Source organism: Pseudidiomarina fusca (genome assembly GCF_032227045.1).
Taxonomy (GTDB): domain Bacteria; phylum Pseudomonadota; class Gammaproteobacteria; order Enterobacterales; family Alteromonadaceae; genus Pseudidiomarina; species Pseudidiomarina fusca.
The window spans coordinates 36,810-54,901 of record NZ_JANFPJ010000019.1; the positions used below are offsets into that span (position 1 = coordinate 36,810).

18 protein-coding genes are annotated in these 18,092 nt (G+C 48.0%); 9 read left to right on the top strand and 9 right to left on the bottom strand.

Features of this window, described 5'->3' with window-relative positions:
• Positions 1-53: 53 nt before the first annotated feature.
• The 3 genes from NOG12_RS09930 to NOG12_RS09940 are packed head-to-tail and all read left to right on the top strand — an operon-like array spanning position 54 to position 1,503.
• Positions 54-533: an EVE domain-containing protein gene (locus NOG12_RS09930; protein WP_313933161.1), complete on the top strand. Its 480-nt coding sequence runs from the start codon at positions 54-56 to the stop codon at positions 531-533.
• Entirely contained in the window at positions 530-1,120 is a 591-nt protein-coding gene (locus NOG12_RS09935; protein WP_313933162.1) for an LOG family protein, read from the top strand. The genes NOG12_RS09930 and NOG12_RS09935 overlap by 4 nt, the downstream gene beginning before the upstream one ends.
• Positions 1,121-1,149: 29 nt before the next feature.
• Positions 1,150-1,503, top strand: a complete 354-nt coding sequence (locus tag NOG12_RS09940) for a DUF6694 family lipoprotein (protein ID WP_110075557.1) — start codon at positions 1,150-1,152, stop codon at positions 1,501-1,503.
• Between the two features lies 1 nt (position 1,504).
• Here NOG12_RS09940 and NOG12_RS09945 read toward each other — a convergent pair whose 3' ends face one another.
• From NOG12_RS09945 to NOG12_RS09955, 3 genes are read right to left on the bottom strand one after another with little or no spacing between them, the layout of a single operon-like run.
• Complete coding sequence (locus tag NOG12_RS09945) at positions 1,505-2,449, bottom strand: alpha/beta fold hydrolase (RefSeq protein WP_153826928.1); 945 nt, start codon at positions 2,447-2,449, stop codon at positions 1,505-1,507.
• Positions 2,446-3,954: a flavin-containing monooxygenase gene (locus NOG12_RS09950; RefSeq protein ID WP_313933164.1), complete on the bottom strand. Its 1,509-nt coding sequence runs from the start codon at positions 3,952-3,954 to the stop codon at positions 2,446-2,448. The genes NOG12_RS09945 and NOG12_RS09950 overlap by 4 nt, the downstream gene beginning before the upstream one ends.
• Before the next feature lie 3 nt (positions 3,955-3,957).
• A complete protein-coding gene (locus tag NOG12_RS09955; protein ID WP_153826930.1) occupies positions 3,958-4,575 on the bottom strand; it encodes a glutathione S-transferase family protein in 618 nt (205 codons plus the stop codon).
• Positions 4,576-4,723: 148 nt separating this feature from the next.
• Here NOG12_RS09955 and NOG12_RS09960 point away from each other — a divergent pair, with 148 nt between their 5' ends.
• Genes NOG12_RS09960 through NOG12_RS09970 form a run of 3 tightly spaced genes read left to right on the top strand, consistent with a single transcriptional unit; the run spans position 4,724 to position 5,944 of the window.
• Positions 4,724-4,990 carry a protoglobin domain-containing protein gene (locus tag NOG12_RS09960; protein ID WP_153826931.1) on the top strand — a complete coding sequence of 89 codons (267 nt, stop codon included), beginning with the start codon at positions 4,724-4,726 and terminating at the stop codon, positions 4,988-4,990.
• A gap of 5 nt (positions 4,991-4,995) precedes the next feature.
• Complete coding sequence (locus NOG12_RS09965; RefSeq protein WP_110075561.1) at positions 4,996-5,319, top strand: GGDEF domain-containing protein; 324 nt, start codon at positions 4,996-4,998, stop codon at positions 5,317-5,319.
• A gap of 40 nt (positions 5,320-5,359) precedes the next feature.
• Complete coding sequence (locus NOG12_RS09970) at positions 5,360-5,944, top strand: hypothetical protein (RefSeq protein ID WP_153826933.1); 585 nt, start codon at positions 5,360-5,362, stop codon at positions 5,942-5,944.
• 7 nt (positions 5,945-5,951) lie between these two features.
• Here the strand turns inward: NOG12_RS09970 and NOG12_RS09975 are convergent, their stop codons facing one another.
• Positions 5,952-6,980, bottom strand: a complete 1,029-nt coding sequence (locus NOG12_RS09975; protein ID WP_313933165.1) for a hypothetical protein — start codon at positions 6,978-6,980, stop codon at positions 5,952-5,954.
• A 176-nt stretch (positions 6,981-7,156) separates the two neighbouring features.
• On the opposite strand from NOG12_RS09975, the gene NOG12_RS09980 reads away from it, so the two are divergent.
• Entirely contained in the window at positions 7,157-7,810 is a 654-nt protein-coding gene (locus NOG12_RS09980) for a c-type cytochrome (protein WP_110075564.1), read from the top strand.
• Positions 7,811-7,824: 14 nt separating this feature from the next.
• Positions 7,825-8,832 (top strand): c-type cytochrome, encoded by a 1,008-nt coding sequence (locus tag NOG12_RS09985; RefSeq protein WP_313933166.1) that lies wholly within the window; start codon positions 7,825-7,827, stop codon positions 8,830-8,832.
• Positions 8,833-8,943: 111 nt separating this feature from the next.
• On the opposite strand, the gene katG is transcribed toward NOG12_RS09985, so the two are convergent.
• The 3 genes from katG to NOG12_RS10000 form a co-directional block, all read right to left on the bottom strand.
• Positions 8,944-11,169, bottom strand: coding sequence for a catalase/peroxidase HPI (katG, locus tag NOG12_RS09990; RefSeq protein ID WP_313933167.1), 2,226 nt, complete (start codon positions 11,167-11,169; stop codon positions 8,944-8,946).
• A 163-nt stretch (positions 11,170-11,332) separates the two neighbouring features.
• A complete protein-coding gene (locus tag NOG12_RS09995; protein WP_313933168.1) occupies positions 11,333-13,174 on the bottom strand; it encodes a sensor domain-containing diguanylate cyclase in 1,842 nt (613 codons plus the stop codon).
• A 60-nt stretch (positions 13,175-13,234) separates the two neighbouring features.
• The gene (locus NOG12_RS10000) at positions 13,235-13,693 is read right to left on the bottom strand and encodes a c-type cytochrome (protein ID WP_313933169.1); all 459 of its coding nucleotides are present in this window, start codon (positions 13,691-13,693) and stop codon (positions 13,235-13,237) included.
• A gap of 114 nt (positions 13,694-13,807) precedes the next feature.
• Between NOG12_RS10000 and upp the strand changes: the two genes are divergently transcribed.
• On the top strand, positions 13,808-14,437 hold the full coding sequence (gene upp / locus NOG12_RS10005) for a uracil phosphoribosyltransferase (RefSeq protein ID WP_110075569.1): 630 nt from the start codon (positions 13,808-13,810) through the stop codon (positions 14,435-14,437).
• 5 nt (positions 14,438-14,442) lie between these two features.
• Here the strand turns inward: upp and NOG12_RS10010 are convergent, their stop codons facing one another.
• Both NOG12_RS10010 and ppk1 read right to left on the bottom strand, forming a co-directional pair.
• The gene (locus NOG12_RS10010) at positions 14,443-15,966 is read right to left on the bottom strand and encodes a Ppx/GppA phosphatase family protein (protein ID WP_313933170.1); all 1,524 of its coding nucleotides are present in this window, start codon (positions 15,964-15,966) and stop codon (positions 14,443-14,445) included.
• Positions 15,959-18,031, bottom strand: coding sequence for a polyphosphate kinase 1 (gene ppk1, locus NOG12_RS10015; protein ID WP_313933171.1), 2,073 nt, complete (start codon positions 18,029-18,031; stop codon positions 15,959-15,961). The genes NOG12_RS10010 and ppk1 overlap by 8 nt, the downstream gene beginning before the upstream one ends.
• Between the last annotated feature and the right edge of the window lie 61 nt (positions 18,032-18,092).

Sequence of the window (18,092 nt, forward strand, 5' to 3'; positions counted from 1 at the left end):
CTATAGTGAGTGACCGATAAAGATACCTAGTAAGTTCAAACAAGGATTATCCCGTGCAGTATTGGTTAATGAAAACCGAACCAGACGAATGCAGCATTGATGATTTTGCCAAAACGCCAGCAGCGGTGATCCGCTGGGATGGTGTGCGTAATTATCAAGCCCGCAACTTTATGCAAGACATGCACATAGGTGATGAAGTATTTATCTACCACTCCAGCTGTGCCAAGATTGGTGTTGCTGGTCTGGTACGTGTGGTGCGTGCCGCCTACCCAGATCCAACGCAATTTGATTCTGCTTCAACGTATTTTGATAGCAAAAGTCAGCCTGATAAGCCACGCTGGGTGGCAGTTGATTTACAGTACATAAGACGGTTTACTGAGGTGATTCCCTTAGCTGCCATTAAAACCATGCCGGCCTTTACTGATCACCCGTTAGTGGCCAAGGGTAATCGCCTTAGTGTGGTTCCTATTAGCTCTGAACAACGCGAAGCGCTTAATCAACGCGCTAATCGCCACAAGGAAGATGAAGTATGACTAAGCTTTCAACCATTTGCGTTTATTGTGGTTCTAACCCTGGCTTTTCGCCAGTGTACACTGACGCTACCATCGAACTTGCTGATACCTTAGTTGAGCAAGGTATTCGATTGGTCTACGGCGGCGCCAAAGTAGGGCAAATGGGACAACTTGCCGACCGCGTATTGGCGCAAGGCGGTGAAGTGATAGGCATTATGCCACAAGCGCTGGTCGACAAAGAGGTTGCTCACCATGGTCTAACCCAACTGCATGTGGTGACATCCATGCACGAGCGCAAAGCTATGATGGCCGAACTTGCTGATGGCTTTATTGCGATGCCAGGCGGCATGGGCACACTTGAAGAAATTTTTGAGGTCGTCACTTGGGCACAACTTGGCTTTCACCAAAAACCGTGCGCTCTTTTGAATGTGGACGGTTATTACACCGCCCTACTAACCTTTTTAGATAACACTGTATCGCAAGGCTTTGTTAAAGATGTGCATCGGCAATTGCTGTTAAATGATAGCAATGCACCGGATCTGATTGCCCAAATGCATGCCTATGAGGCGCCTACAGTAACTAAATGGCTTACTAAATCAGAACTTTAACTTATCTAAATAGACAACAAGGAAGACCTATGACAAACCTAGTAAAATTACTCACTGCTGGCCTACTTGCACTTAGTTTGATCGGTTGCGGCGACGGCTTATCCTTAGGTGGCTCGTCAGCTGCTCGCCTAGATACATCGTCTGAGCAAGCCTATGAAGCTTCATTAAAAGAAGTAACGGCACCTATGACAGCGGCAGAAAAACGCCAGTTTCAAGCGGACCTGAGCAATATTGTGGTTAGTGCTCAGTTAGTGAAAATGTCGAGTAGCGGCAACGCCTCGCCAGACGAAGTGCAAGCAGAAGTGCTGGCTGAGCTAGACGGCAAAACTGCGAAGCAAGTAAGCGATATGGCGAAAAAATATCGCGAACAATTAAGTCATTAAACTAGAGCCGCCGCGCTAAAAATGCTTCAACTTGCGCGGCGGTTATCGCCGGTTGTTCAACCATCGGCATGTGCCCAATTTCTGGTAATAGCAATAACTCACTCGCGGCAATTCCCTGCTGCCACAAAGGCGCAGCACTCGCGCTCAGAATACGATCGCGTTCGCCCCAAATAATCAAAGTGGGTGCCGAAATCTGCGGCAACCGCTCATCTAAACTATCATGCAATCTGAAGTCCTGCGCAATATGTGCGTAGGCACCTCGGCGCTCAATATAACGCTCTGCCACACCTCGCAGTACAAATTCGGGTGCAAACGGCGGTTGTGCCATAGTCAGGTGATAAAACCGCATAAATTGGTCAATATTAGCGATCTCAAAAGGCGATTGCCCGGCCGCAAACAAAGCCTCGGTTTCACTAAGTTGCGGTGGCGTGATACCGGCAGGGTCCAGCACAATTAAAGCCTGAGTTTGAGCTGGGTATTGCAACGCAAAATGAGCGGCAATCATGCCCCCCATCGAGTTTCCGGCAACAATTGCTTGGTCTATCTGCAACGCTTGCAATAGTGCTGCGATACGATCGGCCTGGGCCGTGGCGCGATAAGACCATTCGGGTTGGTATCCGGTTTCACCATGGCCGGCCAGATCAGGTATCAGTACCCGATAGCCTGCGTCTAGATGATTAGCAAACCGCAGCCATAGTTCTTTTGAGGCCGTGTAGCCATGCAACAACACCAGCGTCGGCGCTTGCTCGCCAGCAGCTACCTCGGCTTGACGCTCATACAGCACTAACTCTAATTCATCTAGCTTCACCGTGCGTTTGCTAAAGCCATACCACTGCGCTTCTAATTTGGCCGTTTGGTCATACACCCACAAACCAACGCTTGGACTTTGGGTGGCAAGCCAAGTCACGCCCAACAAGAGAATCAGCGCAGGAATGATTTTTTTCATGAGGATAGCTCCGATGTTGTGGCCGAATAAAGCAACTGATGATGTTGCGGTTTAAAATGGCTGGCCATCCACCTGAAGGTAAAACTAAAGCCAGGGAACATGGCGATCACATGCCCACTTTTGCTCTTGTACCAACTGTTACAGCCACCGCTGTGCCACACAGTTTTCTTCATTTCGCGATGAATCATACTGGTATAATGTTGCTCAGCATCTGCTTTTACTTCAATGGCCGTGGCCTGTTGTTGGCGCAGGTGATCTAAACAGCTCATGATGTACTTTAGCTGTGACTCAATCACAAAAATCGCGGACGTATGACCAATACCTGTATTGGGCCCGGTCACCAAGTACAAATTGGGGAATTGCGGCAAACAGGTACCTAAATAGGCATGCGGAAAAGGTTGCCAAGCCTGCTGCAACGATTTGCCATCACGCCCAATAATCTCAAAACCAATCGCCCCATCGGTGGCATCAAAGCCGGTTGAATAGACAATCAGGTCTAGGTCAATCTGCTGCCCCTGCTGGGTAACGATACCGCGCTCGTTGATTTCGGCTATCGCATCGTGCTTGTCATGCAAACTCACCTGCGGCAGTTGTAACGCCGGGTACAGCGTATTTGACACAATAATACGTTTACAACCGATGGTGTAATCTGGCGTCAATTTTGCCCGCAGTTCGGCATCTTGTACTTGTGAACGTAGATGTTTAAGTGCTTTACGCTGGGCAAAGAACTTAATCAGTGAATGGGAATACTTAAACGCTAAAACCCGCCACTCAAGCCCCCAATAAATAGCTTTGCGCAGAGTTTGATAACCCAACTTAGTGGCGAGTAGACGCCGTGCTACGGGTCCAAAAACTCGATCTGGGCGGGGCATCACCCAGTGTGGTGAACGCTTAAACACATGCAACTGCGCAACCTCATTGGCAATACTAGGAATAACTTGGGCCGCGCTAGCACCCGAGCCAATCACGGCGACACGCTTTCCTTGATAAGGCACGTCATGACGCCACTGGTTGGTATGAAAACTCACCCCTTGAAAGCGCTCACGCCCTTTAAAGTCAGGAATAACCGCATTACTTAGTGGCCCTTGCGCGCAAATCACTGAGCGCGCATACACCGCCGGCTTATTCGCTATGGTCAGCTGCCAGCATTGCTGTTCTGCTAGCCAGCGCAACTCAGTTACTTGGCTTTCTAATTGAGTTTTATCTCGCAGTTGGTACTTCTCAATCACTTGCTCGGTGTAGGCAGCCAGCTCGGGCTGTTTCGCAAACATTTGCGACCACACACAAGGCTCACTCGCCAACGAATAGAGTGGCGACTGCACATCTACTTGCGCGCCTGGATAACTATTCTGGCACCAAGTGCCGCCCATGAATGAACGCCGTTCCAGCATCACAAAATCTTGCTGACCACGTTTGAGCAACTGAATGGCGGCACTTTGGCCGCCAAAACCAGTCCCGATGATGGCAACGCTAATGGGCTTAGCGACTGAGCTACCTGCCGTCATCGGTTAGACTTTTGCTGAGGGGCGAGCTGCTATCCGCTCGTACCAAGCACTGAGATTCGGCAGACTACTATCTGCGCGTAGTTTAACCACACGAGCGAACGCTAAGGTCGCAAAAGCATTGATATCAGCAGCGCTAAACTCATCTCCTACCAAATAATCATGTGTGGCTAAATGCTGATCCAAAAACGCCATAAATTCTTGCGCTTTACCATGGCAATCTTGGCCATATTCCGGGAAACACGTCATCCGATCTTTGAAGTAACCGGAAGTATGTTGAAAGCACATGCCCACTGGCATCATAAAATAGAAATCAATCCAGCGTAGCCATTGCTCAATCAATGCTTTTTGTTTTGGGCTAGTTCCTAACAGCGGTAGTGTTTCAGGGTGGGCTTCTTCAACATAACGACAAATCGCCATGGTTTCAGCCAAACAAGTACCATCATCAAGTTCTAACACAGGTACTTTTTTCATCGGGTTACGAGCCACAAATTCAGGAGTCAGGTTCTCGCCTTTAGCTAAATCAATTTCAATGCATTCAACCTGCTCTAAAAGACCTTTTTCGGCCATAAACATGCGTACGCGACGCGGATTTGGAGCCGTTGCTGTTTCATATAATTTCATCTGTTAGTTCCTCTTATTTGTGGCTTTTTTAAGCTGCTACATAGCATTACATTGTTTGTGGTTTTGTACCAGACTAATTAGCTTAACTTTGGTACTATAACCTTCTTTTTAAACGCCATTTTCATTCTATCGATGTTGGAATAGAGCCGTGCATAGAGTTATCAATCAGCAAGTTATTCAAGAATGGCATGAGCAAATTGAACATGCCCCAAGTTCGCTGTTACAAACTACCTTAGAGCTAGTTGAAACGCACCGCCAAGCCCTCGCCGACGCTTTCTATAGTGGCCTGCTTACGGATACCGAGGCGGCAGTATTTCTATCGCATCAGCAGGTCAAAAACAAACTACATAGTTCCTTACAGAGCTGGTTACATAACTTATTTGGCAGCCAAACGACAATTATGGCCACGAAGTAGGTGATATGGTACTGCAACAAGTAAGCACTCTTTTGATGAACAACAGTCGCAGTGGTGACTTTGTGTTTAGGATGGGTGGTGAAGAGTTTTTGCTGGTGATTGTCGATACGGATGTAAATAGTGCGCAAAATGTGGCCGAAAAGGTCCGCAAAGTCATAGAAAAAGAAGTATTCTTATTACCCAACGAGCAGCAGCTTAAGGTAACCGTAAGTATGGGATTAGCAGCTTTTGCTGGCCATCCCGATTATCAATTGCTACTTAAAGCAGCTGACCAAGCTTTGTATCGTGCCAAACAACAGGGTCGAAACCGTCTAGAGTTAGCACAATAAAGCACCGCTGAAAACCGATAACGCTTGATGAGGTAATTCTATGAACCTAGCTTTACGTAAGCCATTATTACTAAGCCTGTGCCTAGTTAGCTGGTTGATGGTAGCGGGCTGTCAAAGCACCCATCAAGCTGAGGTTGCACCAAGCGCTGACACTAAGCGCGAACTGCTACGCGAAGTTGAGCGATTAGGCCATTTGCTCTATCAAGCTCACACCAGCGGCGCACACAAATTAGAGTTCAGTAGTCAACAGCGCGAGGTTTTTGCTGAGTTGCGGCCGCTCTACTGTGCCGGCAATTACACTGAGTTAGGGGTAGCCGATGATACCAATGGCAGCACCTATTGGTATGCCATCAAGTTCAGTGACGATGCCGACACAGTGGTGTTTGGACGACACCTTAAATTGATTCAAAAAGCCAATGGTGAATACGATTCCAGCTTGTCATCGCGGGGTTGTTTAGATGTGCCACTCACCCAGACTGGCTCATTATTTGCTAGCCATTCAGCTTCTGCTTATCCAAATGAGTTTCATGTGTTTTTAAGTTTGTTTCATCAACAAAAGATCTACGTGGATACCAGCTCAGGGCTGTATCGTGTCGAAGCCGGCACGATACAGCAAATTGGCTAGGTGCTAGTTACCAGTTCCACATCGCCCACACCCCGACTTCGTTCTGGGAGTGGTCGATAATCACATCAGCAATATCACTTTGCTTGGCAACAAGGGCTAGGGTTAGTGACGGCATCACTTTCCAATCTACCCCTAGTTGCAAATAGTCTTGCTCCAATTCCGGTTTCAGCCGGCGACTGGGATGAGTGATATCGTAGCGCACAAACGCTGAGTGTTTGGCACTAAAAGAATAACTTGCCCATGCACTCCAGCCATCACTGGCATCTTCGGTAGCGGATGTGACTTGCTTCCAGTTATCGTTATAGACGTACTCAACACCTGCCCGCATGCCTTTTTTCATGTAGCTTAAAGCCATATTCCAGCGTTGTGCGTTATGCAACTTATCAATATTACTGCCTTTGTCTAACGCCCGCGCCCCTTCGTACCAGCCCATGGCTAAATCAAAGGTTGGCGTAACATGCCAAATAGCCGCCGCCTCTATATCCACTTGGTCGGCTACTTTAGGCTTCTTAAAACCAGCCCCAGTCACCATGGCCACACCATAAGAAAAGTGATCACCTTTTTGGCCAACATGGACGCCTAAGTCGGTTGGCCCAGCAAACTGATTTTTGGGGTTAATACTTGGGTCTATGTAGCGATAACCGACCCTACGAGCCACGTAATCTATCCAAGGCAATTCAGCGACACCAAGCTTTAAGTAATAGCCGTTGTCCCAATTGCGCTGCACATAGGCGTGACGAAACCAAACATCGGTAGGGTCTTGCTGGCGTTGCCACTGCACATCAGTTGTCACCTTTAGCATCCAATCCGCATTGAACGAGTGTTCTACGTCGATATAAAAGCGCTTCAGATCCGGTTGCCAACCTTCATTATAGTTGCGTTGATCATCTATCTGCAGATTGCTGAAGTTAGCAAACACCTGCCCCGAAATTTTGGTCGGCGACGTTTCAGCCGCCATCGCTGCTGGAGCCAGCAAAAGTGCTGCAGCAACAGCAACGGCCCTACCCAATTGATTCATTTCACCCAATGTCATCATGACGTCTCCTTCCTACGGGGGTTTTTGACCACGTTAGTCGTAATAACTGATACCGGGCCAAGCAATGACCTGTATCAACAAACGATCAACCACAAAACCTTACATTTAGTAGCTATTTTATATTAGAATGAGCTAAAGTTCGAAGGTTAATAGCTCAACCAACAAAGGATGTACTGATGAAGATCAAAGTATTATTTGCCGCTTGGGTGTGTGCAGGCTTAATGCAGGCGCCAGCCTATGCGAAGGGCGATGCCGCCAATGGTCAAGCTTTGGCCACTCAGGGAGATGGTAGTGGAGCACCCTGTGCAGCTTGTCATGGTGCCAATGGCGAAGGGATGGCCGCTGGCACCTTTCCACGCATTGCTGGCTTAGATGCCGATTATGCCCTGCGCCAAATGGTAGCATTCCAACAAGGTAAACGCGTTAACCCTGCTATGACCATGAACATTGATAACTTTAATCAGCAACAACTGGCAGATTTAGCGGCCTACTTTGCTACGTTACCGGTAGCAGCACCTGCTGCTGCAACGGCTTCTCAAGCCCAATTAGAATTGGGTAAAAAACTCGCGCTACAAGGTGATTGGGATAATTATTTACCTCCTTGCGCCAGCTGCCATGGCCCCAACAATCAGGGCGTAGATGGTAACTTTCCTGGCATTGCAGGGCAGCACGCCAGTTACTTGAAGCAACAACTACAAGCTTGGCAACAAGGGCAACGTCAATCAGATCCGGTGCAATTAATGGAGGCCATCGCTAAACGGCTAAGCCCGGAACAAATTGATGCCGTTGCTGCTTATTTGGCGAGCCAACCAGCCGCGCCACAGCAGTAAGGAGAGCCAGCACCATGAAATTACTCAATGCTATTACTTTAAGCCTTGCGGCGCTATTTACTGCAAGCCTCTCGGTGGCTGCCATCGCGATGCAAAATAACGATGTGAGCCAAGTTAAACTACCCAGCATGAAGCCAGGGCAATACGATCACCAAGCACCAACCTTGGCCGATATTGAGAATGACAGCGAGCTGCACCCAGAACTCAAGAAAGTGGTGCTTAAAGGCCGCGATCTCTTCATGAACACACAACAATTGCGCGGCAAGTACGTGTTTAATGACATGAACTGTAAATCGTGCCACATGGGTGAGGGCCGCATGGCCTGGTCTGGTCCAGTATGGCCTGCGGCCACCACATTGCCGGATTTCAGAGGCAAAAATGGCCACGTTAACTCGTTAGAAGAACGGATTGCTGGCTGTTTTTCATTTTCGATGAATGGTACCGCACCCGAGTACGGTAGCGACACCATGCTGGCGTTAGCGGCTTATCATCAGTACATGGCGAAAGGCGCCAAAGTATATGACCGCAACATCGGCGGCCGTGGTTTTAGCTCACTCGGCAAAGACATACCAAAAGATGTCAGCTTTGGCCAAGGTGCAGCTGTTTATGCTAATAACTGTGCGGTCTGCCACGGTCCTAATGGCGAAGGCAAAAAGGTAGATGGCGAGGTGGTATTCCCACCTTTATGGGGCGATGGTTCCTACAACTGGGGTGCGGGCATGACGCGTATTTTTACCGCAGCATCTTTTATTCAAAATAATATGCCATTAGGCCAACCAGGGCGATTAAGCGACAAAGAAGCCTGGGATGTCGCCTACTTTATTAATGGGCAAGAACGTCCTCAGGACCCTCGCTATACCGGTGATGCCAAAGAAACTCGACAAAAGTATCTTAACTTTCACAAAGCAACGCTGTACGGCACTGAGTTAAACGGCAAAGTACTTGGGCAACATGACAACACCGGTGAGAAGCCGTTTCTCAAACCTGAGGTGTTAAAACCACGTACTTTTGGTGACGAGTAACGGCTAGCGCTAACTTGCTGCTAGCAGCGTACACAAAAACAACGTACACAAAAACAAAGGGGGCTCTTAAACAAGCCCCCTTTTTATTAAGCAATAAAATAAATTATGTGCTTATTTCTGGTGCAAATCAAAACGATCCAACTGCATCACTTTAGTCCAAGCAGCTACGAAGTCTTCAACAAACTTCTGCTCAGAGCCATTAAAGGCATACACTTCAGCAATCGCTCGTAACTCAGAGTTAGAACCGAAAATTAAGTCAACGGGTGTTGCAGTCCACTTCACTTCGCCAGACTTACGGTCACGACCTTCGTAGATACCCTCTTGCTTAGCTGGCGCCCATTCGGTGCTCATATCTAACAAGTTAACGAAGAAATCGTTAGTTAACTGGCCGGGACGGTCGGTAAACACACCGTGATCAAGCCCTTGGTAATTAGCATCAAGTGCACGCATACCACCTACTAATACAGTTAACTCAGGTACTGTTAAGGTTAATAAATCAGCGCGATCCACTAACATCTCAGCAGGCGACATCCGGCTAGCTTTGTCGTAGTAATTACGGAAGCCATCAGCTGTTGGCTTCAAGAACTCAAACGAAGCTACTTCAGTCATTTCTGCAGTTGCGTCAGTGCGGCCAGGCACAAAAGGTACAGTCACTTCAAAACCTGCTTCTTTCGCTGCTTTTTCGATAGCTGCGGCACCACCTAAAACGATGGTATCAGCCATAGATACGCGCTTACCTTTGGGTAACGACTTGTTAAAGTCACGCTGTACCTTTTCTAACGTAGCTAGCACTTTTTTCAGTTCTTGTGGGTTGTTTACTTCCCAGTTAGCCTGTGGCGCTAAGCGCAAGCGAGCACCATTAGCACCACCACGCATGTCAGTGCCACGGAAGCTAGAACCAGAAGCCCAAGCAGTACGCACCAACTCAGATACAGTTAACCCTGAATCTAAGATTTTGCCTTTTAACTTAGCAATGTCTCGCTCGTTGATTAACTCGTGATCTACTGCTGGTACCGGATCTTGCCACAGTAATGGAGTATCTGGTGACGTATCCACGATGTAACGTGCACGAGGACCCATGTCGCGATGCGTTAATTTAAACCAAGCTTTAGCAAAGGCTAACTCAAACTCTTCCGGATCTTCATGGAAGCGTTTCGCAATTTTGCGATACTCTGGATCCACTTTTAACGACAAATCGGTGGTGAACATAATAGGTGCGTGACGCTTACCAGGAATGTGCGCATCTGGCACCAAGTTTGCCGCTTGGCCATCTTTAGGAATCCACTGAATAGCGCCAGCTGGGCTACGCGTTTGTTCCCACTCAAAACCAAACAGGTTATCCAAGTACTGGGTGGTCCATGCAATCGGGTTAGCCGACCAAGCACCTTCTAAACCAGAAGTGATGGTGTCTTCAGAGTGGCCTTTACCGCATTTGTTCTTCCAACCTAAGCCTTGTTCTTCTACTGGCGCGGCGGCAGGTTCTGCCCCTAAACACTCATCTGGCTTGTGCGCACCGTGGGCTTTACCAAAGGTGTGGCCACCAGCAATCAAAGCCACGGTTTCTTCATCGTTCATGGCCATCCGCGCAAAAGTTTCGCGAATATCTTTTGCCGCCAATAAAGGATCAGGATTACCATTTGGACCTTCTGGGTTCACATAAATCAAGCCCATTTGTACCGCTGCTAACGGCCGCTCTAGTTCACGGTCGCCGCTGTAACGTTTATCTTCTAACCATTGTTTTTCTGGGCCCCAGTAGACGTTATCTGGCTCCCACTCATCTTCACGGCCACCAGCAAAGCCATAGGTTTTAAAGCCCATCGACTCTAACGCAACGTTACCGGTTAAAACCATGAGGTCTGCCCAAGAGATGCTTGAGCCGTACTTTTGCTTGATTGGCCACAGCAAACGGCGAGCTTTATCTAAGCTCACGTTGTCTGGCCAGCTGTTGAGAGGTTCAAAACGCTGTTGACCGCCACCTGCACCACCACGGCCATCGTTCACCCGGTAGGTACCAGCACCGTGCCATGCCATCCGAATAAAGAAAGGACCGTAATGACCGTAGTCAGCTGGCCACCAATCTTGTGACGACGTCATTAGCTCTTCGATATCTTTTTTAACTGCTGCGATATCTACTTTTTTGAACTCTTCAATATAGTCAAAGTCTTCACCCATAGGGTTAGAAGACACGTCGTGGTCACGTAATGGCGTAAGGTCGAGTTGGTCTGGCCACCAGAACATTTTATCTTGTGCTTCTTGCGCTGCTGCAGAATAAGAAGCCATGCCCATGGACACGGCAACTGCTAGCGCAGAAACAACTGGAAGGACTTTTTTCATCATGATGTTACACCCTTTCGTTGTAGGTTAAGTACACAACTGTGCGCGGCCTAGCCAACAACTGCTAACTAGGTCGCACAGAATGGATATAACTATAGTTACAATTTCAGAAAGTGAGATATGGTAAAAACAGATTAGATTAATCGATTTTGCCTTATGGGTAGGCTCAAACCCGCGCCTCTACTCGATTGCGGCCTGCTTTTTTAGCGCTATAAAGCGCTAAATCAGCCCGATGAATAGCATCATCAATTTGCTCTTTGCCTAATAAAACCTCAGTTAATCCGATGCTTATCGTAAAGCTCATGGTCTCACTGGCACTTAACTCAATGGCATGCTTGGTGACTGCAACACGGATTTGTTCAGCCAGCTTAGACGCTGCCCTAAAATCACATTTATTCAACAAGATGACGAATTCTTCACCGCCAAACCGTGCCACTATATCGGACTCACGCACGCTGCCTTTTAAAATATCCGCCAGCTCTTGCAAAATCCGGTCGCCAATCGCATGCCCAAAGGTATCGTTAACTTGCTTAAAACGGTCAATATCTAACGTCAAAATAGACACCGGATAATGCTCGCTTTGTGCCCGTTGCAATAGGTAGTCAGCCTCTGCATAAAAGAAGCGCCGATTGTACAAACGCGTTAACGGATCCGTGGCTGCTTGTAATTTCAGCTCTTCTTGCACCGCCTTCATGTCTTCTAACAGCTTCATCCGATAAGCAATGATAAAGGCCAACATCAGCGCCTCAAGCATAATGCCAATACCAACACCGTGGCTGGTTACATAATGAAAGCCGAGCATGCCTTTGTAGTAGAGCACCGCCAAAGCGTTAAAGAACACAAAAAAGCCGTGTCCAATAAGAAAATATCGCGCCAGCACTTCGCCTTTTAACCACAACGAAATACCCACCGACAGGGTCACCACCATCATCAGTGCCGCTAAACTACTGGCCGGCTGCAATGCTGCCTGAATATCGAACAGCGACCAAACAAATGTCAACACCAACAGCACTAGCATGGCTTGCAAAAACTTATGCTCAATGGGGTGATGGAGTTTCGTTTTAAAAATTTCTGTCATAAACAATATCAGAAAAATCGGAAACGCCATCAGGCTGGTATGGAATTGCAACGCCGTGTCGCCGTACACTTCAAACACCCCAGACAAGAGCCCGTACGACAACGCAATCCAAATCGCTGCTGACACCAAATACAACGAGTAAAAAATGTTTTCTCGTTTGCTGGCAAAGAAATACAACAACAAGTTGTAGATCACCAGTGCAATCAGAATACCCACAATCAGCGCGCTATCGGTATAACTGCTAACCAACGCTTGTTTACTATGAAACGCATCCAGTAACTGCAACTCAAACCATTGGTGAGAATAAGACACGCTATGCACATACAGGGTTTTCTGCTCGCCTGGGGCTAGCTGAAAAGAGAAAACCCCCGCCCCTTTATAGAGATAGGGATTATCCTCAGGCGCATTTAAATCAATCACGGCCTTGCGCAATAAACGTTTGCCATCGGTTTCATAAAAGCCTAAAGATTTATTGTGATAAGCATGAGGAAATTGCAAAAACACGTCGCGCTCGGCCCTTGCAGGGTTAACCACCTGAAACCTTACCCAGGTTGATTTAGCACTCGTACCAAGACTAACGCGATTGGGTGAGTTGTTGTAGCTTTGCTCACGGGCCTCAGCAAAACTGGCTTGACCGCTGCTATCCACCCAATAACTGATGGTGAAACGATCCAGTGCCAACGGCTGCTTGATAGTCTCGGGTAACTTAACTAACGGCGGGCTTGCTGCTTCTATGGTGGGCTCAGGTTGAACCTGCCCAGCAGCGGTGGCTGTGGCCGTGGCCGTGGCCGTGGCGGCAAACAGTAACATGGGCAACACGGCCAGTGCCAACCAACCGATTAATTTACCTAAAAAAACGGCCGCGGCACAGACCATGGTTTGAAACCGACCACACCGAGAGGTGCTCCGGCAATGCGCTATTGTTGTCATCCTTTACCATCTTTTTATTATTGTTTACGACAACCGGCAAGACCAGCTGCTCAAATGAACTTATTTAGCCTCAGATGCTTGATAAATATACGCCAATAAAGCTTCGCGGTCCGCTTGTTTCGGTAAGCCCGTAAAAGGCATACACATATTAGCCACCATCTGTTGTGGTCGTGCTAACCATTCCAGCAGTACCGGCGTTGTCCAAACTATCGACAATTGCTGCACCTCTTCCGTAAAGGTATAGCCCGGCGTGCTGGCTATTTTACGCTGAATTAAGCCATCTAAATGAGGACCAAAAAACTGACTTTTAGTAGCATCCATGGAGTGGCAAGCCGCACAGCGGTACTTAAAAACCTTCGCCCCTGGCGCGAATAATTCTGGGTCTGTTAGAAACTTAGCAGGTAACGCTGATTCCGCAACCGGTGCTGCTACGGTTTCGGTTTGAGCGCACCCTGCGCTCGCCATGCTCCACCCCAAAATCATAGCCACAGCAGCAACGCGTTGCCAATAGCCTGCCATCGTACCACTCCTTTAACTTTCCAGAAAAATTACTTTTTATAGGCTTCCAAGCAAAAAATTATTACACTTATACGCCTATAATGAAAACAATTCATCGCCGCAAGAGAACGCATTATGCCATTACATGTGATCAATCATCCGTTAGTACAGCACAAACTGGGCCTTATGCGTGAAGCTGGTATTTCTACCAAAAGCTTCCGTGAACTTTCCAACGAGTTAGGTAATTTGCTCACCTACGAAGCTACCAGTGATTTTGAATTAGAACCTCACGCCATTACAAGTTGGAGCGGCGACACCATTGAGGTGCAACAAATTAAAGGCAAAAAAGTGACCGTGGTGCCTATTCTACGTGCTGGTATCGGTATGCTTGATGGAGTGTTAGGACTGGTTCCAAGCGCTAAAGTAAGCGTGGTTGGACTATATCGTAACGAAGAAACCCTCGAGCCAGTGCCCTATTTCGAAAAGTTTGTGGGTGACATTGATCAGCGTATTGCTCTTGTTATCGACCCCATGCTGGCCACCGGCGGCAGTATGATTGCCACCTTGAACATGCTGAAACAACATGGTTGCGAAAGCATTCGAGTGCTGGTGCTAGTCGCCGCCCCAGAAGGCGTGGAGAAAGTACTAGCAGCGCACCCAGATGTGCACATTTATACGGCTGCACTCGATTCTCACTTGAACGAACATGGCTATATCATTCCTGGCTTAGGCGATGCTGGCGATAAGATATTTGGCACCCGCTAAGTCAACTAGCCATGCACGCGCAGATTAATCCCTAATTTCGCCTGCTGCTTAGCCTCTAACGCCAAGTCGTTAAGCAGCATCGGATTCGCGCTTCCTTCTTTGGTTAGGGTTAGCAGCAAAGTATCCTGGCGCACCTGAATTTTCTTCAACAACAACGATGACTGGCGGTCCGTATTAAACAACACAGCTAGCCGCAGTAGCACAATCATGCGCCACAAATCACGTTGTTCAAAAAGATACAGTTGCGGTAAACGCTCTAACTGCAGCTTCTTCCGGTAATTTCGTACCAAGGCAGCCAAAAAGGCTTGTTCTTCTTTGCTAAAACCCGGCATATCCGCATGCTCAAGGATGTAGCCTGAGTGGCTTTGTAAACTGCTGGCATTAATTTGTAAGCCGACTTCATGCACGCGCGCCGCCCATTGCAACCGTTGTCGCCAAGCTGGTTGTTGCAATTGCCATGGCTTCGCCACTTGGCGCAATAAATAAACCGCGGTTTCAGCTACTCGCTGGGCCTGTAATTCGTCCACTTGATAACGCGCCGCCATACCATCTATCGTGCGCTGCCGCACATCACGATGACCAATCACCCGTTCCGCCAGCTCGTATAACACTCCCTCGCGTAAGGCTGCATCGTGGCAGGTTAAGCTTGTTAGCTCCAACTCATCCATCACGGCTACCAGCACCGCTAACCCCGCTGCTATCACCCCATGCCGATCTGCATCGATTGCCGCTTCGTTAAAACTACTGATATTGGTATGGGTTAATAACTGCTCCACACAGCGCTGCAAAGCGGTACGGGTAATCACATCCGGAGCGCTTTGATCACGTAGCTGCACCCATTGCGCTATAGCCTTGATGGTGCCAGAGGTGCCGATCACTTCAACCGCATTGAACTTGCGTAAGCCCGCCGCCACCGGCTCAAGCTCGCTACGCGCCGCAATCAAAGCCTTTTTAAATCGCTTTTCGCTGAGCTTGCCATCTTTAAAGAAACGCTCGGTAAAGCTCACGCACCCCATTGACCGAGAGGCTAGTATTTTCGGCTCAAACTCTTCTCCAGCAATGATTTCAGTGCTGCCGCCACCGATATCAATCACCAGCCGTCGCCCTTGGTAAGAGCTAGTTTGCGCTACCCCTCGATAAATCAGCCGGGCTTCTTCGTGGCCCGAAATAATATGGATAGGGAATGGAAAAAATTCTGCCGCCCGCGCCAGAAAGACATCGGCATTCTTGGCTTCACGCAACGTGTGAGTTGCCACCACATACACTTGCTCGGTAGCAAAACCTTGTAAGCGCTGGGCACATAACTGTAACGCTGCCAAACCTCGCTGTATTGCCTCTTCACTGAGCTTATTGGTTTTGCTCAGGCCACTTGCTAAACGAACCTTTTGCTTGAACTTAAGCAGCGGCTGCACATGCTGATCGATAACCCGAGTGGTCACCAGATGAAAGCTATTCGAGCCTAAATCTAGCGCGGCAAAATAATTTAACCCATCCGCTAGCTGGGTTTGAGGACTGTGAACATCAGTCATGAGGTGCCTCCAGCATACGTTTCATTTCTGCTTTCAGATAATCGTACACAACTAATTGTGAGCGGATCTTTTTGCGATTACCGCGCTTGCGATACTGGTTCTTCTGCTCAGCGTCAATGATGCGGGCTTTGGTGTTATCTTGCCACTGCAGTTCTAAAATATGCTTGATTTGCAACTGCAATTGGCTGTTGTAAATGGGACAAGCAACTTCTACGCGGCGATCTAAATTGCGCGTCATTAAATCTGCTGAGGAGATAAACACCTGCTCTTTGCCACCATGATAAAACCAGTAAACCCTTGGATGTTCTAAAAAACGATCCACAATACTGATAATTTCTAATCGCTTACTTAAATCCGCCGGGACTTTTAAGCCACACATACCGCGCACTATCGCACGCACTCGCACCCCTGCTTGCGCGGCTGCAACCAGTCTTTTAATGATGCCGGGGTCGACCAAGTTATTCACCTTCACCATAATTTCTGCACGCTGCCCTTGCTGAGCATGACCAATTTCGGTGTCAATCAGCTCTTCTAAAGTCTCTCTAAGATTAACTGGCGATACCAAAATATGGTCAAAATCAAAACGCTTGTAAGGGGCTTCTAAGTACTGAAAAACCTGCTCGACATCAGAGCAAATGCCTTTATCTGCGGTGAATAAGCTAAAGTCGGTATAGATCTGCGCAGTTTTTTCATTAAAGTTGCCGGTACCAATATGAGCAAAAAGTTGCGTGCTATCACTACCCGGCTCGGTTCGGCGTTTTATTAGCAGCAGCTTAGAGTGCACTTTTAAACCTTGGATACCGAAAATAACCCGAATGCCCTCTTGGGTCATGAGTTTTGCCCATTCAATATTAGCTTCTTCATCAAAGCGGGCTTGCAGCTCTACCATCACGGTCACTTTCTTGCCGTTATTAACCGCCTCTACCAACGAATGCACGATACGCGATAACTTAGCCACGCGATAAATACAAATCTGGATGCTTTGCACCAACGGGTCGTAAGCTGCTTGGCGAACCAATTCTGTCAAATGAGCGAACTTATGGTAGGGGTAATACAGCAGGATATCTTGCTCCGCCATCGCATCAAACACACTGTTATGCTTGGTAAACAGCGGATGTTCTAACGGTTGCCAAGCGGGATTCACGAGCGACTTATGCCCCACATTAGGAAAACTGACAAAATCGCGAGTGTTACGATAACGGCCACCCGGCACTAATGAGTCATGACTCGTTAGCTCCAGTTTATCGTGTAAAAAGAACAACATATTACGAGGCATAGCAGCGTCATAGACCAACCGCACTGGCTCGGCTTCAAACCGCTGCCGAATGCCTTCTTCCATTTGCTCCAGCACACTTTGTTCAATGTCGTGAGGTAACCGGTACTCGGCATCACGGGTTAACTTAAACGAAAAAGCGCGGAGCGAATCAAACGGCACTATGCCTTGAAACAGCTCATGCATGCAGAGGCAAATGACGTTATCGAGTAGAATCACTCGTTTTTGTCGCTTGGCATGTTTAAACGGCAGTTTTATAAAGCGTGGGAATTCATCGGTGGGCACTTCGAGTGCAGCGTAACGGATAATATCGCCTTGCACTACCTCAACACATAAATAGGTGGCTTCTTCGTTGATTGCTTTCACTAAATCAGTAGCTGGACTAATCAGCAGCGGCACTATGTAGCGCTTAATTTTTTCTCGAAAGAAGGTGGTCAGCCAGGTGCGCTCTTCGGTGGTGGTTTGCTGTTCATCGATAACCCGAATGTTTTTGCGCAGCAGCGCTTTCAGCACATCTTTGTAGATCACCTCAAACTTATCCTGCAGGGCTAACACCTGCTGCTGAATCTCCGCCATTAATTGCTCGGACTCACTGTGTTCAGCGGTATTCTGAGCCAAGAAAATTCGCCGGCGCACATCAGCAACGCGCACCCGAAAGAATTCGTCCATGTTGTTTGAGAATATTCCTAAAAAACGCATCCGCTCTACCACTGGGACGCTTTGGTCTGCAGCCTCTTGCAGTACCCGTTCATTAAAGGCTAACCAACTCAACTCTTGCGCAAAAAACTTCATAACCACTCCCTGACTACGGCAGACGTTTACTGTACTCGATAAGCCTAGCGCCTTAATGACA